The organism is Arthrobacter sp. ISL-69 (genome assembly GCF_018613775.1).
Classification (GTDB): domain Bacteria; phylum Actinomycetota; class Actinomycetes; order Actinomycetales; family Micrococcaceae; genus Arthrobacter.
The window spans coordinates 48,237-63,123 of record NZ_JAGGPO010000005.1 but is presented as its reverse complement, the minus strand read 5'-3'; the positions used below and the strand labels follow the sequence as shown (position 1 = coordinate 63,123).

The following is a 14,887-nucleotide window of genomic DNA, read 5'->3' as shown; positions in this document are numbered from 1 at the left end:
CGGGACTGGGATGCCGGGCGGGGCGTCCAGGCTGCGGGTCGCAGTGCCGTCGGTGGCGGCCAGGGTGGCTGCGGAGCTGCGGCTTCAGATCGCAGAGGGCGCGCTGCCGCCGGGGACGAAACTCAGGGAAGAGGCCCTTTCCGACGAGCTCGGGGTCTCCCGCAACACTGTCCGAGAGGCATTCGCCGAACTCGTGAGCGAGCGCCTGGTTGTCCGCGAGCCCAACCGCGGCGTCTTCGTTGCCAGCCTGGGCGCGAAGGACATCCACGACGTCTACACCGTCAGGCGCGCCATCGAGGTGAGCGCTGTCCGCGGCGGGGGCAGTCCCGAGAGCATCGCCCTGGTGAGGGCCGCCGTCGAGGAAGGCAAAAGTGCAGCCGCCGCGGGGGACAGCGAACGCCTCGGCAGCGCCAACCAGCACTTCCATGGCGCCCTGGTGGCCATGGCGGACAGCGAACGGCTGAACACCATCATGTCGCAGGTGCTTGCCGAGATGCGGCTCTTCTTCCACAAGGCCGCTGTTGACGGCGGGTTCTACCGGGACTGGCTGGCAGACAACGAACAGATCTGCAAGGCCCTCGAAGCCGGGGACACAGAGCTCGCGGCCGACCGCCTGACCGATTACCTCGTCCGGTCCGAAGAGCACCAGACGGCGGTTCACGCGTCCGGGCCTGACGCTTCGAAGTAGCGCTTCCCGCCCTAAATCCGGCAACTGCCGCGACGACCGAATCACCCTTAACCCCTTGACGGTGTGATCTGCGTCGCGTAAATTGTTCAACAAGTTCGGATTGTTCAACAATCCAACAATTGCTCGTAGTCCCGACTTCCGCAGCCAATCACGGTAGCCGCACAGGCGCCCGAATGCCTCGACCTGCAACGCCGCAGGCCCGGACAGAAAGGCGCACAAACACCATCCGCCCCCACCCGGATGACATCCACACTCTTCATGGAGGTACAAATGGCCACTCCATCAGTAATGGCCCCCGCTGACCCGAAACCCTTTGTAGGGCGCAAGGGCATGTACAAGGCATTCGCGGCCAGCCTGACCGGAACCGCGCTGGAGTTCTACGACTTCGCCGTCTACTCCGCCGCGGCCGCGATCGTTTTCCCGCTCATCTTCTTCCCGGCCTCGGACCCTGTCACGGGTACCCTGCTGGCCTTCTCCACTTACGCCGTGGGCTACATTTCCCGGCCCGTCGGCGGCATCATCTTCGGCCGGCTCGGGGACGAGATCGGCCGCAAGAAGATCTTGGTCATCACGCTCATGCTGATCGGCGTCGCCACGTTCCTGATCGGCCTGCTGCCCACGTACGACAACATCGGCGTCATCGCCCCCGCCATCCTCGTTTTCCTCCGCTTCGCCCAGGGTGTTGGCGTCGGCGGCGAATGGGGCGGCGCGGTCCTGCTCTCCAGCGAATTCGGCGACCCGCGACGCCGTGGCTTCTGGGCATCAGCCGCGCAGATCGGCCCGCCGGCCGGCAACCTGATGGCCAACGGTGCACTCGCCGTTCTCACCCTGACCCTGTCCGAAGAAGACTTCCTGAGCTTTGGCTGGCGCATCGCCTTCCTGATCTCCGCGCTGCTTGTGGCCTTCGGCCTCTGGATCCGGCTCAAGCTCGAGGACACCCCCATCTTCAAGGCCATGGAGGCCCGGGGCGACAAGCCCAAGGCCCCCATCCGCGAAGTGCTGGCCACCCAGCGCCGGCCCCTCATCGCCGCCATGCTCAGCCGCATTGGCCCGGACGTTCTCTACGCCATGTGCACAGTCTTTACGCTCACCTACGGCATCCAGGAGCTCGGCTTCGACCGCGGCCAGGTTCTCGTCGCCGTCCTGATCGGGTCAGCCCTCCAGCTCTTCACCATGCCGCTCGCCGGCGCCATCTCCGACCGCATCAACCGCCGCCTGGTCTACGCAATCGCCGCAGTTGGCGCCGCCGTCTGGGCCTACCTGTTCTTCATCATCCTCGAAGGACGGTCCCCGGTCATGCTGATCGTGGGCATCGTGCTTGGCCTGCTCTGCCACTCGTTTATGTACGGACCCCAGGCAGCATTCGTCGTCGAGCAGTTCTCGCCGCGGCTCCGCTCCACCGGCAGCTCACTGGCCTACACGTTCGCCGGAATCATTGGCGGGGCCATCGCTCCGTTCATGTTCACCCTCCTGCTGAGCACCTATGACAGCTGGGTCCCGGTGGCCATCTACCTCAGCGTCGCCTGCCTCCTGACTCTCGTGGGCCTGGCCCTCGGCCGCGACTCCAATGTTGCCGAGGACGACGAGTACCTGCAGTCTTCAACCGAGCCGGCCACGGAAGTCGTTGAGAGCGGGACCCGATGAGCAAGGACAGCGCCCTCCTGGCCCCATCCGATGCACGCCTGAAGTTCCGCAACGGCCTGGTCACCCCCACCTCCGGATGGAGCGATGGCTACACCCAGGCGAACCTGATAGCGGTGACGGCCGACTACGCCGACGAATTCATCGAATTCTGCCGGCTCAATCCCAAAGCCTGCCCGGTCATCGACATCATCCCGGCGGGAAAGTACGGGAGCGTCCTCGCCGCAGGGTCCGACATCCGCAGTGACATCCCCGCCTACCGGGTGTGGGTGGACGGCGAACTTGCCAACGAAGTCACGGACGTCTCATCGGTCTGGCGTGACGACATGGTGGGCGTCCTCATCGGCTGCAGCTTCACCTTCGAGGCCGCGCTTGCCAGTGCGGGCGTCCCGCTCCGCCACACCGAAACCGGCCGGAATGTCCCGATGTACCGCACGAACGTCGAGTGCACCCCTGCCGGGCGGATCCACGGCCCGATGGTGGTTTCCATGCGGCCGATGCCGCCCGAACTGGTCGAAACGGCCATCAGGGTGACATCGGAAGTACCGAAGGTCCACGGCAGCCCGGTTCACGTCGGATCGCCCGAGGACCTCGGCATCGCCGACATCAACCGCCCCGATTTCGGCGATGCGGTGGAGATCCGGCCGGGGGAAGTGCCGGTCTTCTGGGCCTGCGGGGTGACACCGCAGAGCGCGGTGATGGCATCCACGCCCTCCTTTGCCATCAGCCACGCCCCCGGCTACATGTTCATCACTGATGTTCCCGAAAGCACGTACCGGGAATCGGCAGGGGCGTCATCGTGAAGAAGAGACTTCCCGTTGCCGAGAAACGGGCACGCAGGATCATCAACCTCTCGGCGCCGCGGCGGCAGGCCACCGGCACCCACTGCGAACTGACCGGAGTCTGGCAGAGCCCGGCGGGAGCGAGCATCTCGCTGTACGAAGGCCAGCTCTTCCCGAGCGATGGCGGCCGGCCCTGCGTCTGGACGTACGCAGGCCAACCGGCGAGCAAAGCCGATTCCGGAGACGCCCGGTGGGCAGCTCCGGAGCGTCACCGACTGTAAGGCCAGCAAACGGCGAGCGGACGACGGCGGGACTTCCCGCCGTCGTCCGCTTACTGACGCGTGAGGGACTGTCAGGGCAGCCGCGATGGATGCAGCAGGGCGGGCGTGCCGGCACTTTCGGGGTCGAGGGGCACCGGGCTGATCAGTACGGCGGGCCCGCGGTGCAGGATGCCGTCCGAGAGCGGCTGGCAGCGAACGCCGCCCCGCCCGCGCATCGCTTTATGGGCGCCCGGGGCCAGCATCTCATCCATCCAGGCGCAGGGGTGGGCCGGCCTGCCGGCCCGGAGCCGCACGAGGTCACCGCGCGATTCCAGAGCGAACTCGCCGCCAAGCAGCGGGGCGAGGTGGGCGCCCCGGAGGACCACGTTGCGCCGCGTCAGCAGCGGGTCAAAGGGGCCGGTCCCAAGCTCCGCGGCCATGGCTTCGAGGGCCTCGACCGCGATCAGCGTGACCGCTGCATCCATGTGCGCGGCCTTGCCGAAGAACCGGTCTCCCACAATGCCTTTGCCGGCCACCAGTTCGACGTGGTCGGCGTCAGTTGTCGGAACGTCGGCCGCACCCTCCCGGGCGCGGCCAAAATAGGCGTGCGCCGGAGATACGAGCAGATGAAGGACCTCAACGTCGTACCGGTAGCTTGCCGTCATACCTCAAAACTATCCCCATCGCAGGCGCCTGCGCACCGGGATGGGCTCAGTTTCAGCCGCACGCCATGCGGGCCGCCCGCACAACCGCCGCGTCGGTCACGTAGTATGCCGCCGGATCGGCTCCATCCCCGGTGCCCAGGGACAATGCACCGGATACTGAAACGGGCACCCTCTGCTTGGCGGACAGGTGCACGGCATCCATCCCGGAACGCCTGACGGCCGGAATGTCGATAATCCTCAGCCCTCCACCAGCCATCACCTGTAGGCGTCCGGCAGACCGCCGGGCCATCCGCGCGAGCGTGTCCAGGCCTTCGTGCACCGACGCGGACCGGCCCGAGCTCAGAACCCGGGTGAAGCCGAGGTCCATCAGCACGTCCACGGCTGCCACTGCGTCAGGGGTCTGGTCGATGGCACGGTGGAACGTCAGCTGCGCCAGCGGGTTTGCGTTCCGCCCGGACTCAGCGAGGCGGCGCATGGCCGGAGCATCCACTTCCCCGCCGGGCTTCAGTGCCCCGAGCACCACCCCGTGGGCCCCCTGCATCAGCAGGCTGCGGATCTCGCGCTCCATGGTGTCCAGCTCTGCGGGGGAGTAGCTGAAATCTCCGGGCCGGCACCGGATGAGCGGATGAATCTCCAGCCTGCCGTCAACCCGTTCCGCTGCCGCCTCCATCAGGCCCTGGGACGGCGTGATGCCGCCGAGCTCCAGGCTGCTGCACAGCTCGATCCGGTCGGCACCCTCAGCGGCCGCAATCCCCGCGCCCTCGGCACTTACCACTGCAATTTCAAGTTTCACGGATAGCTCCTGCGGTAAGGGCGGACGTTTGGTGCGGCCACCCGTTCAGTACCGAGCCCGGGATGAGGCCAAAGAAACCATTGCTATTTGATAGTTAGTATAGTTTACTAACAAACATGACTGAATCTCCAGGTGTTCGCACTGCCGGCTCGGTAAGCGGAACCCTTCCCTCCGACGGCCGTGCACGCAACCTTTCGCTGGTGCGCCAGACCCTCCACTCCTCCGGCGCCATGAGCCGGGCGGATCTCTCACGGGCCCTCGGCCTGACCCGGGTGACCGTTTCGGACCTCGTCGCGCATCTGATGGAACGCGGCCACGTGGTGGAGCTGGGCCAGTCCGAAAAGGGCCGCCCGGGCAAACCGGCAATCCTGGTGGACCTCAACCGCCGCGGGCTGCAGATCATCGGCATGGACCTGGCGGAAAACGGCCTGTTGCGCGCCGCCGTGCTGGACCTTGACGGCAACATCGTGGACCGGCTCGAACGCACCATCGGACCGGAAACCGGCGACGCCGTAGTCAGCCAGGTACTCCGGCTCGCCGCCGACGCCGTGGAGCTGGCCACCGCCACGCTCCTGGGCATCGGCGTGGGAACCCCGGGCATCGTCAACCCCGACGGCGTCGTGGTCGAGGCCTCCAACCTGGGCTGGAAAAACGTGCGGCTCCGGGACGTGCTGCAGCAGCACACCGGCCTGCCGGTGTTGGTATCCAACGACGCGGACGCCGCCGTCCACGCGGAGTACACCTTCGGGGACGGCAGCGACGACATGATCCTGGTGAAGATCGGCCGCGGCGTCGGCTCCGGGCTGATCGTGGGTGGCCGGCGGGTCCGCGGCGCCCACTCCGGCGCAGGCGAGATCGGCCACGTCACCGTCGGCACCGACGGCGGAGCCATGTGCAACTGCGGAAAGACCGGTTGCCTGGAAACCTGGATGTCCGTCCCCAACCTGGAGCGGAAGATGGCCGAAGCGGCCGCAAGCGCCGAACCGGAGGCCGCAGCCGACGCCCTGTTCCGTGAAGCGGGCGAACGGCTCGCCGTTGCCCTGGCACCGGTTGTCGGCGCCCTGGACCTATCGGAAGTGGTCCTGAGCGGACCGCCGCACCTGCTGGACGGACAGCTGCTCGAATCCGTGGAGACAACTCTCCTCGCACGGCTGCTGCAGCAGGACCCGGCGCCGGTATCCGTCCGGCTCGCGGACGATGCCCCCGACATCGTCCTGCGCGGAACCTCCGTGCTGGTGCTCTGGAACCAGTTGGGCGTTGCCTGATGGGACCGATACTGACCGGACCCGCTTCATGAGGCTCGGACTGGATATCGGCGGAACCAAAACTGCCGCCGCGATCCTGCACGACGACGGCTCGCTGGCGGCCCTGTGCACCGCACCTTCCGGCTACGGCCGGGACCAGGTGATCCGGGTGGCCGCGGCCCTGGCCAGGGACGCCATGGCCGAGGCCGGCCCCGGGCGGCTGGACTCCGTCGGGGCGTGCATGCCCGGCCTGGTGGATCCGTCCACCGGCGTGGTCCGCCACGCCGTGAACCTGGGCGTGGAAACCCTCAATCTGGCGGGTGAGCTGGAGGAATTGCTCGGAACTCCTGTCGCCGTCGAGAACGATGTGAAGGCGGCAGCACTCGGAGCCCATGGCATCCTTGCGGCCCGAACTGCCCATCGGTCGGCGGCCGGTGGTCCCGGCGGGGCTGAGACTCTCGCATACCTGAACCTGGGCACCGGCCTGGCCGCCGGCGTCGTCCGGAACGGCAGGGTGCTGCGCGGACCGGACGGCATGCTGGGCGAAATCGGCCACTTGCCGGTAGGCGGGGACACCCCCTGCGCCTGCGGCCAGGTGGGCTGCCTGGAAACCCTCGCGTCCGGGTCTGCCCTCGCCCGGATGTGGACTGCGCCGCCGGGCGGCGGACGGGATCCCTTCGCGGCTGCGCTCGCCGGCGACGAACAGGCCCGCGCGGCGGCCGCGGTGCTGTGCCGCGGCGTCGCCCTGGCGGTCCAGCTGCTCGTGCTGTCCACGGGCGCCGACCGCATCATCATCGGCGGAGGCCTCGCCGCCCTGGGACCGGCACTACTGAATGGCATCCGGTCCGAACTCAACCACCGTGCCGGGAAGTCCCGGTTCCTCGAGTCCCTGGGGCTCCCAGGGCGCTTTGAGCTGCTCCCGTCAGAGATTCCGCTGGCGGCGCTCGGCGCCGCGGCACTGTCCCGGCAGATAGAAACCCCTCACGAGAACCTCATCCGGACGTCCTAGCAGCCGTCATCCGTACCTCCAGCAGCCCCCACATTCCAACCGGTTATCCCACTTTCGCAACGGAGGAATTTTGAAAATCGCACGCACCGCCGCGGCAGTCGCCCTGGCCGCCCTCGCACTGACATCCTGCGCCCCGCCCACCTCGAACAACGCCGCCTCGTCCTCGGATGAGCAGACCGGAACTGTCCGCGTGTGGCTCTTCTCCGAAGTCAATCAGGACCCCAAATCGGCAGTGGTCAAAGAGGCCGTGACCGAGTTCGAGGCAGCCCACAGCGGCGCCAAGATCGACGTCCAGTACATCCCCGTGGACAGCCGGGCCGAACGCTTCAAGGCCGCCTTCAACGATCCCTCCAGCGCCCCGGACGTCGCCGAATTCGGCAACACCGACCTGGCCAGCTACGTGGCCTCCGGCGGCCTGGCCGATGTCACTGAAGACATCAAGGCCTGGGACGAGGGCAGGGACCTGGACGGCAAGATCCTGGCCACCACCGAAATCGACGGCAAGAACTACGGCGTCCCGTGGTTCGTCGGCGTGCGCGCCCTCTACTACCGCACCGACCTGCTCCAGCAGCTCGGCCTGGAAGTCCCCAAGACCCTGGCCGACGTGGAATCCGTGGCCCGTGCCGTCCGGGCGGCCAACCCCGGGATGCTCGGCATCTCGGTGGGCGGCGCAGCCCAGTTCTCGGCCATGCCGTACCTCTGGGCCAACGGCGGCAGCATCGCCACCAAAGACGGAAACACGTTCGTCTCCGGCCTGGACTCAACGGAATCCCGCGAAGGCGTGGCCGCCTACACCCGCCTCCTCAAGGACGATATCTGCCCCGCCCAGACCTGCGCCGAATTCGGCGGCAACGCCAGCGTCCAGCAGTTCATCGCCGGCAAGTCGGCAATGACCATCGGCGGCGACTTCAACTACAAGGCCGTGGCGGCCAGCGCCGTCAAGGACAAGTTCGCCGTAGTCCCCGTTCCGGGTAAGACAGCGGGTTCCGTTGCGCCGGCCTTCGCCGGCGGCAACAACCTCGGGGTCTTCAACAGCAGCACCCACCGCACCCTGGCTGCAGACTTCGTGAAGCTGCTGGCCAGCAAGAAGTACCAGCAGAAGATGTTCGACTCCATGGGCAACCTGCCCACGTTCTCGGACGTCCAGAAGGACGTGGCCGCTTCCAACGCCCAGGTGGCGCCCTTCATCCAGACCCTCGGCGCCGGCACCAACTTCGTCCCGGTCACGGAGACCTGGTCCACCATCGACGCGCAGGGCGTCTTCACCGGCATGTACCAGAAGATCGTCACCGGCAAGGCGGACGTCAATACGGCCACCAGCGAAGCCGCCGACGCCATGAACAAGGCATTCGGAGCCAAGTAATGTCACACAATCCTTCACCCACCCTCGCGCCGGGCGGCGCGGCATGACGGCCCTGGCGCCGCTGCAGGCCGAATCGCCGCGCGGCAACAACGGCACCCGGCCCGGCGGCGCCCCGACGCCGGACGGCAGGTCGGTCCGCCGCTCAAAGGCCAAACGCGGACTGGAACCGTGGCTGTACCTTGCCCCCGCCTTCATCGTCCTGATCGCCCTGCTGGGCTACCCCATCTTCCAGCTGATCAACGTCTCGCTGTACGACTACCGCCAGGCCCAGGTCAGCGGCAAGGCGCCGCTCCGGTTCACCGGCCTGGAGAACTACCAGAAGCTCTTCGCCGACCCGCAGTTCTGGACGGTGCTGGGCAACACGGTGCTGTTCGCTGCCGCCTGCGTGGTCCTCACGCTGCTGGTGGGCAGCACGCTCGCGGTGCTGGCCACCCGGCTGAGGCCGTGGGTCCGCTCCACCCTCTTTATCGTCTCGCTGGGCGCGTGGGCCACTCCCGCCGTCACCGGCAGCGCCGTCTGGCTATTCCTCTTCGACCCCACGCTCGGCCTGGTCAACAAGACGCTCGTGTCCGCGGGGCTGACGCAGTTCGCCGGCCATTCCTGGACGTACGACAAATGGTCGGGCTTCGGCCTCGTGGCCAGCGAAGTGGTCTGGTGCTCGTTCCCGTTCGTCCTGGTGACCGTCTACGCCGGCATCCAGGCCATCCCCACCGAGGTGATCGAAGCAGCCCGGATCGACGGCGCCACCATGCCGCGGATCGCAAGCAGCATCATGCTTCCCATGCTGCGGCCCATCGTGATCGTGGTGACCATCCAGTCGATCATCTGGAACTTCAAGATCTTCTCCCAGATCTACATCATGACCAACGGCGGCGGGATCGCGGGGCAGAACCTCGTGCTGAACGTCTACGGCTACCAGCAGGCGTTCGCGGCCAGCCTCTACGGGCTCGGTTCGGCCCTGGGCGTCATCATGACCGCCCTGCTCATGGTCATCACCCTCGTCTACCTCCGCATCCTCAAGAGAACGGGAGAAGCACTGTGACCGCCGTCGACGTTTCACTCCGCAACAACCTGCCGTCCGCGGCGGACGCGCCGCAGAAGTTCCGCAAGAACGGACGACGGCGGTTCGGCGCCGACGCCGCGGCCCTCGCCATCGCGCTGGTGGTCGCCTTCCCGCTGTTCTGGATGGTGCTCTCGGCGCTGAAGCCCAAAACAGACCTCGACGCCGGCGACGCGGCGCCGTTCACCCTGGAACCGTCGCTCGACTCGTTCGGCCGAGTGCTGGCCGTAAACAACTTCGGCCAGTACTTCCTGAACAGCGTGATCGTGGCACTGGCCGTCGTCGTCATTTCCACCGTCTTGGCCTTCCTGGCCGCCGTGGCGCTGACCCGCTACAACTTCAAGATGCGCACCAAGCTGCTCATCATCATCCTCGTGTCCCAGATGGTGCCCGTGGAAGCCCTCACTATCCCGCTGTTCTTCCTGCTCCGCAACGCCGGCGAAGCCATCCCGCTGGTGGGGCTGAACCAGCTGGGGTCCCTGGTGCTGGTCCACGTCGGCTTCAGCATTCCGTTCGCTATCTGGATGCTTCGCGGCTTCGTGGCCGCCGTGCCGGTGGAGATCGAGGAGGCAGCCCGGCTGGACGGCGCCAGCAGCTTCCGCTTCGTCCGGTCCATCCTGTTCCCGCTGGTGGCACCGGGCGTGGTGGCCTGCTCGGTATTCTCCTTCATCTCCACCTGGAACGACTTCCTGTTCGCCAAAACGTTCATCATCTCGGCTCAGGAGAACCAGACGCTGCCCATGGCGTTGCTGACCTTCTTCAAACCCGACCAGAACGACTGGGGCGCCATCATGGCCGGTTCCGTGATCATGACCATCCCCGTGCTGATCTTCTTCATAGCCGTGCAGCGCAAGCTGGTGTCCGGACTGGCCGGGGCGGTGAAGGGATGAGCGCGCACCACCTCGTCCCGGCGCCGTGGTCGGTGGACCTGCAGCAGGGCGTGCTGGAGCTGGACGGTTCCACCACCCTCGGTGCCGACCGGGAACTGAACACGGCGCGCCGCTGGCTGTCCCGGGCCCTGGGCGCGGCCACCGGCTGGGACCTGATGCCCGCCCCGCGAGCCTCTGCCACCATCAGCCTCCGGCTGGATCCGGAGCTCGACGCCGAGGCGTACCGGCTGGACGTGGACGCCGCCGTCGTGATCCATGCCGGCGGTCCTGCGGGCGCCTTCTATGCCGCGCAGACGTTACTGCAGCTGATGGGTCCGGCTGCGTTGCGGCAGGCTCCCGTTGGTGACGCCTCTGCGTGGCCGGTGCCGCGGGTGTCTGTGGAGGATAAGCCCCGCTTCGGCTACCGTGGCGCCATGCTGGACGTGGCACGGCACTTCATGCCCAAGGACAACCTGCTGCGGTTCATCGAAGTGATGGCCATGCACAAGCTCAACGTCCTGCACCTGCACCTCACGGACGACCAAGGCTGGCGGATCCAGATCAACCGCTACCCGAAGCTCACAGAAACCGGCTCGTGGCGGCGTGAGTCCTCCCGCGGATCCTGGCGTGCAGGGGTCTTCGACTCGCTGCCGCACGGCGGCTTCTACACGCAGGCGGACCTCCGCGAAGTGGTGGCCTTCGCAGCCGAACGGCACATCACCGTTATCCCGGAAGTCGACGTGCCCGGCCACAGCCAGGCAGCCATCGCCGCCTACCCCGAACTGGGCACCGGCACCTTGGATGGTTCCGCGTCGGTGGAGGTCTGGACCCGCTGGGGCATCAGCGAAACCGTCCTGGAAATCTCGGACACCTCGCTGGAGTTCTACCGCAACGTGCTGGACGAAGTCGTGGAAATCTTCCCGTCCCCCTGGATCAGCCTCGGCGGCGACGAAGTCCCGCTCACCCAATGGCAGGCCAGCGACCGGGCCAGCGCCAAAGCCGCCGGCCTGGGGTTGCCGGACGTGGCAGGGCTGCACAGCTGGTTCGTGCGGCAGTTGGCCCTCCACCTTGAGGGGCACGGACGCGCCACATCCGTGTGGGACGAAATCGGCGACGGCGGACTGCCGGACGGCGCCCTCGTGGCATCCTGGCGCGGTTATGAGGGCGGGATCGAAGCCCTGAAGAACGGCTACGACGTGGTGATGTGCCCCGAGCACAAGCTGTACCTGGACCACAGGCAGGCCGACGGCGACGCGGAGCCGGTCCCGGTCGGTTTTGTCACCACCCTGCAGGCCGTCTACGATTTCGAGCCGCTCCCGGACGACGTTGATCCTGCGTTCCCCGGCCGGCTCCTCGGCGCCCAGGCCAACATCTGGACCGAGCACCTGGACTCGCCGCGGCGCGTCTACTACGCGGCGTATCCGCGCCTCAGTGCCGTCGCCGAAGTGTTTTGGTCGCGGCCCGAACAGCGGGACTACGATGGGTTCCTGGCCCGGCTCACCGGGGCGCACCTGGCTCGGCTGGATGCCATGGGAGTGGAATACCGGCCACTGTCCGGACCCAAGCCGTGGCAGCAGCGGCCCGGCGTGGAGGGCTGGAAACGGGACTACGACGCCGAACAGGGCACCCACGCCGGATAGGACACGAGTGAATACTGAACGCACAGACACCGGGGCCGCACACAATGACGCGGCGGCGTACTTCCGCGCCAAACTCAGGTTCGAGATCGATGTCATGGACGTGGCCGAGACCCTCGAAAACCTCCCTCCCGGGGGATTCGTGCTCGTCGACACCAGGCGGCGGGCGTCCTGGGACCACGGCCATATCCCCGGTGCCGTGCACCTGCCCACCGCCGACATCCCGTCCCGCGCCCCGGAACTGATCCCCGCCGGCACCGACGTGGTGGTCTATTCCTGGGGGCCGGGCTGCAACGGCAGCACCTTCGCGGCCCTGGCGTTCGCTGAGCTGGGCTATCCCGTGCGGGAAATGATCGGCGGCATCGAGTACTGGGCACGGAACGGTCTTCCGGTGGAGACGGCGGACGGCGTCACTCCGGGGAAGCCCGACGTGCTGGTCACGGCGCGCACGGCCTAGCGACGCGCATATTCCCAAGGGACGCCCCAACGGTGCGATGACATCTGCATCCGCGTGTGTCGTGTGCTCACGCCGTTTGCGTGTCCCAACCACCCAGAAACGCACGACGGCGGCACTCACCCGAGTGCCGCCGTCGAACCTTACCGTTGGTGACTAGGCCGTGACGGCCAGGGCGTCGATCTCCACGAGCATGACCTCGTGGGGGAGGTCAACGAACACGGTGGTGCGGCTGGGAAGGGCTCCACTGGGGACGTTTTCCTTGATGAACTCGCCATAGACCTCGTTCATGGCGGAGAAGTCGTCGCGGGTGGTGAGGTAAACGCGGAACATCAGCACGTCCTCCACGGAGGAGCCGCCGGCTTCCAGGATGGCCTTGACGTTCTCCAGCGTGCGGCGGGTCTGGACGCGGACGTCGCCCGCGCCGATGTACTGGTTGGTGGCGGGGTCCATCGGGCCCTGGCCGGAGACCTGGAAGAAGCCGCCCTTCTGGATGCCCTGGGAGAATACGTGTGCCGGGGCGGGAGCGTTTTCGGTCAGTACTACGGTCTTTTCACTCATGCTGAGTTCCTTTCGTGGCTGATCCAGCCGAGGTCCTTCGAGATGGCCTCGGTGCTGGCTTTGAGGTCGGGCAGCAGCTCCAGCAATCCTTCATAGCTGAGCATCACCACCGGTACCGAACAAGAGGCTGCGGCAACAACGGCGCCGCTGGCGTCGCGAATGGGGGTCGCGATGCAGTGCACGAACGCTTCGTGCTCGGCGTTGTCGTGGGCCCAGCCCTGGATCCTGACCTGCTCCAGTTCGGCCAGCAGGGCTTCCGGCGAGGTCAGGGTGTTGTCGGTAACTTTGACGTAGTCCAGCCCCGCGGCGATCTTTTCCTGCCGGCTGCGCGGCATGTCGGCGAGGAGGACTTTCGCCACAGCGGCCGAGTGCAGCGATGCAGTCAGGCCGATGCGCGAATACATGCGGACAGGGTGGTGCGATTCGAACTTGTCGATGTACACCACCTCGTTGCCTTCGAAGGCCGCAAGGTGCACTGTGTGCCCGGTGCGGCCATTCAGTTCGGCCAGATGCTGGTGGGCCACCTTGCGGATGTCCCGCTGCTCCAGCGCGAGCGAAGACAGTTCAAACAGTTTGGAGCCAAGCATGAAGCGCTGGTCCTCGTCCCGGACCACAAAACGCTTTTCTTCCATGGCGTGCAGCAGGCGCATCACTGTGGTCTTGTGCACGGACGCCTTGGCGGCGAGCTCGTCCAAGGTGGCGGGTTTGGCGGCGAGTTCAGCGAGCAGGTCGATGGCCCGCATCAGGCTCTGGCTCACGGTGTCACGCTCCGGTTCTGGTGTTGAAGTGACCGTCGGCAACGCGGATGGCGGCCCACTCGGCGTCGGTCGATGCAAGGATTGCGGCCAGCTGCGCGGCCTCGGGGAGCGGGCCGCGGTCACCGTGGACGGTGAGCGTGCAGGCTGCCGCCACGTGGCCCCTGCGGAGGCTTGCCTTCTGGTCCAGGCCGAAGAGCATGCCGCTCAGGTAGCCGGCAGCGAAGGAATCCCCGGCGCCTACCGGTTCGACAACGTCCACGGACAGTGCCGGGACCTCGTCGCGGCTGCCGTTCCGGTTCAGCGCAATCGCGCTGATCGCCTCGTTCTTGATCACCAGGACGTCAGGGTCCGGGAGGAGCCTGCGGAGTTCGGCCTCGTCGGTGGTGCCGAACGCGTGCTCGGCTTCGTCCTTGCCAACAAGGACGACGTCGGCCAGGTTGGCCATCCGTCGAAGCACCGAGCGGTCCCGGCCGGCCCAGAGGGCGGCCCGCCAGTTGACGTCGAAGCTGATGGTCCGTCCGTTCCGCGGGGCGGTCAGGACGGCCTCGATGAGTTCCAGGCACTCGGGGGAGAGGGCGGCGGTGATTCCGCTGAGGTGGATCAGGGCCGCGCTTTCCAGCAGGCCGGCGACCACCGGATTCGCCAGTGTTTCGCGTCCCATGGCCGACGCCGCGCTGCCTTGCCGGTAGTACAGGACCGAGCTGCCGCCGTCGGGATCTGACTCCTGGGCGGGAACCTTCACGTAGAGGCCGGTGGGCAGGGCGGGATCAACTTCGACGCCGGCCACCCCCACGCCGTGTCCGCTGAGCTCGTTAAGGATCCGCCTGCCGAAACCGTCCCGGCCGACGCGTCCCACCCAGTGCGAGTCCAGGCCCATGGCTGCGAGCCCCATGGCAACGTTCGACTCGGCACCACCGATCCCGCAGTGGAGCTCGGTGGCCTGGTGCAGCGGTACGGCCTGTACCGGGGTAAGCATGGCCATCGTCTCGCCAACACATACAGCTGACAGCATGTAACTCCCGCACTCCCTCTTGCGCTTTTCAGCGGCACTCGGACGCCGCGGTACGGAGGGTTCCGCGGCGGATAAACCGGCTCTGCGGGCA

Annotated in this window: 16 protein-coding genes; 11 read left to right on the top strand and 5 right to left on the bottom strand. The window is 67.0% G+C overall.

What is annotated here, in order from left to right; genetic code table 11:
• Positions 1 to 10: 10 nt before the first annotated feature.
• The 4 genes from J7I79_RS01255 (at position 11) to J7I79_RS01240 (ending at position 3,392) form a co-directional block, all read left to right on the top strand.
• Positions 11 to 688, top strand: coding sequence for a GntR family transcriptional regulator (locus J7I79_RS01255; RefSeq protein WP_214949998.1), 678 nt, complete (start codon positions 11 to 13; stop codon positions 686 to 688).
• Positions 689 to 958: 270 nt separating this feature from the next.
• Positions 959 to 2,332: an MFS transporter gene (locus tag J7I79_RS01250; RefSeq protein ID WP_214949257.1), complete on the top strand. Its 1,374-nt coding sequence runs from the start codon at positions 959 to 961 to the stop codon at positions 2,330 to 2,332.
• A complete protein-coding gene (locus tag J7I79_RS01245) occupies positions 2,329 to 3,132 on the top strand; it encodes a putative hydro-lyase (protein ID WP_214949256.1) in 804 nt (267 codons plus the stop codon). Before J7I79_RS01250 ends, J7I79_RS01245 begins: the two co-directional genes overlap by 4 nt.
• Positions 3,129 to 3,392, top strand: coding sequence for a hypothetical protein (locus J7I79_RS01240; RefSeq protein WP_214949255.1), 264 nt, complete (start codon positions 3,129 to 3,131; stop codon positions 3,390 to 3,392). The genes J7I79_RS01245 and J7I79_RS01240 overlap by 4 nt, the downstream gene beginning before the upstream one ends.
• 71 nt (positions 3,393 to 3,463) lie before the next feature.
• On the opposite strand, the gene J7I79_RS01235 is transcribed toward J7I79_RS01240, so the two are convergent.
• Complete coding sequence (locus J7I79_RS01235) at positions 3,464 to 4,036, bottom strand: MOSC domain-containing protein (protein WP_214949254.1); 573 nt, start codon at positions 4,034 to 4,036, stop codon at positions 3,464 to 3,466.
• 52 nt (positions 4,037 to 4,088) lie between these two features.
• The gene (locus tag J7I79_RS01230; RefSeq protein WP_214949252.1) at positions 4,089 to 4,829 is read right to left on the bottom strand and encodes a copper homeostasis protein CutC; all 741 of its coding nucleotides are present in this window, start codon (positions 4,827 to 4,829) and stop codon (positions 4,089 to 4,091) included.
• Positions 4,830 to 4,945: 116 nt separating this feature from the next.
• On the opposite strand from J7I79_RS01230, the gene J7I79_RS01225 reads away from it, so the two are divergent.
• The 7 genes from J7I79_RS01225 to J7I79_RS01195 all read left to right on the top strand — a co-directional run bounded on the left by J7I79_RS01225 (position 4,946) and on the right by J7I79_RS01195 (position 12,468).
• Complete coding sequence (locus J7I79_RS01225) at positions 4,946 to 6,094, top strand: ROK family transcriptional regulator (RefSeq protein WP_214949251.1); 1,149 nt, start codon at positions 4,946 to 4,948, stop codon at positions 6,092 to 6,094.
• A gap of 28 nt (positions 6,095 to 6,122) precedes the next feature.
• On the top strand, positions 6,123 to 7,082 hold the full coding sequence (locus tag J7I79_RS01220; RefSeq protein WP_214949249.1) for an ROK family protein: 960 nt from the start codon (positions 6,123 to 6,125) through the stop codon (positions 7,080 to 7,082).
• Between the two features lie 70 nt (positions 7,083 to 7,152).
• Positions 7,153 to 8,445 (top strand): extracellular solute-binding protein, encoded by a 1,293-nt coding sequence (locus J7I79_RS01215; protein ID WP_214949247.1) that lies wholly within the window; start codon positions 7,153 to 7,155, stop codon positions 8,443 to 8,445.
• Between the two features lie 43 nt (positions 8,446 to 8,488).
• Positions 8,489 to 9,487 carry a carbohydrate ABC transporter permease gene (locus J7I79_RS01210; RefSeq protein WP_214949245.1) on the top strand — a complete coding sequence of 333 codons (999 nt, stop codon included), beginning with the start codon at positions 8,489 to 8,491 and terminating at the stop codon, positions 9,485 to 9,487.
• Positions 9,484 to 10,395 carry a carbohydrate ABC transporter permease gene (locus J7I79_RS01205; protein WP_311380489.1) on the top strand — a complete coding sequence of 304 codons (912 nt, stop codon included), beginning with the start codon at positions 9,484 to 9,486 and terminating at the stop codon, positions 10,393 to 10,395. Before J7I79_RS01210 ends, J7I79_RS01205 begins: the two co-directional genes overlap by 4 nt.
• Positions 10,392 to 12,014 (top strand): beta-N-acetylhexosaminidase, encoded by a 1,623-nt coding sequence (locus J7I79_RS01200; RefSeq protein ID WP_214949243.1) that lies wholly within the window; start codon positions 10,392 to 10,394, stop codon positions 12,012 to 12,014. Before J7I79_RS01205 ends, J7I79_RS01200 begins: the two co-directional genes overlap by 4 nt.
• Positions 12,015 to 12,108: 94 nt before the next feature.
• Positions 12,109 to 12,468 (top strand): rhodanese-like domain-containing protein, encoded by a 360-nt coding sequence (locus J7I79_RS01195; RefSeq protein ID WP_214949994.1) that lies wholly within the window; start codon positions 12,109 to 12,111, stop codon positions 12,466 to 12,468.
• Positions 12,469 to 12,621: 153 nt separating this feature from the next.
• On the opposite strand, the gene J7I79_RS01190 is transcribed toward J7I79_RS01195, so the two are convergent.
• From J7I79_RS01190 to J7I79_RS01180, 3 genes are read right to left on the bottom strand one after another with little or no spacing between them, the layout of a single operon-like run.
• Positions 12,622 to 13,026 (bottom strand): RidA family protein, encoded by a 405-nt coding sequence (locus J7I79_RS01190; RefSeq protein ID WP_214949240.1) that lies wholly within the window; start codon positions 13,024 to 13,026, stop codon positions 12,622 to 12,624.
• Positions 13,023 to 13,769 (bottom strand): IclR family transcriptional regulator, encoded by a 747-nt coding sequence (locus tag J7I79_RS01185; RefSeq protein WP_214949992.1) that lies wholly within the window; start codon positions 13,767 to 13,769, stop codon positions 13,023 to 13,025. Before J7I79_RS01185 ends, J7I79_RS01190 begins: the two co-directional genes overlap by 4 nt.
• A gap of 19 nt (positions 13,770 to 13,788) precedes the next feature.
• Positions 13,789 to 14,796: a sugar kinase gene (locus J7I79_RS01180; protein WP_214949238.1), complete on the bottom strand. Its 1,008-nt coding sequence runs from the start codon at positions 14,794 to 14,796 to the stop codon at positions 13,789 to 13,791.
• Positions 14,797 to 14,887: the final 91 nt, after the last annotated feature.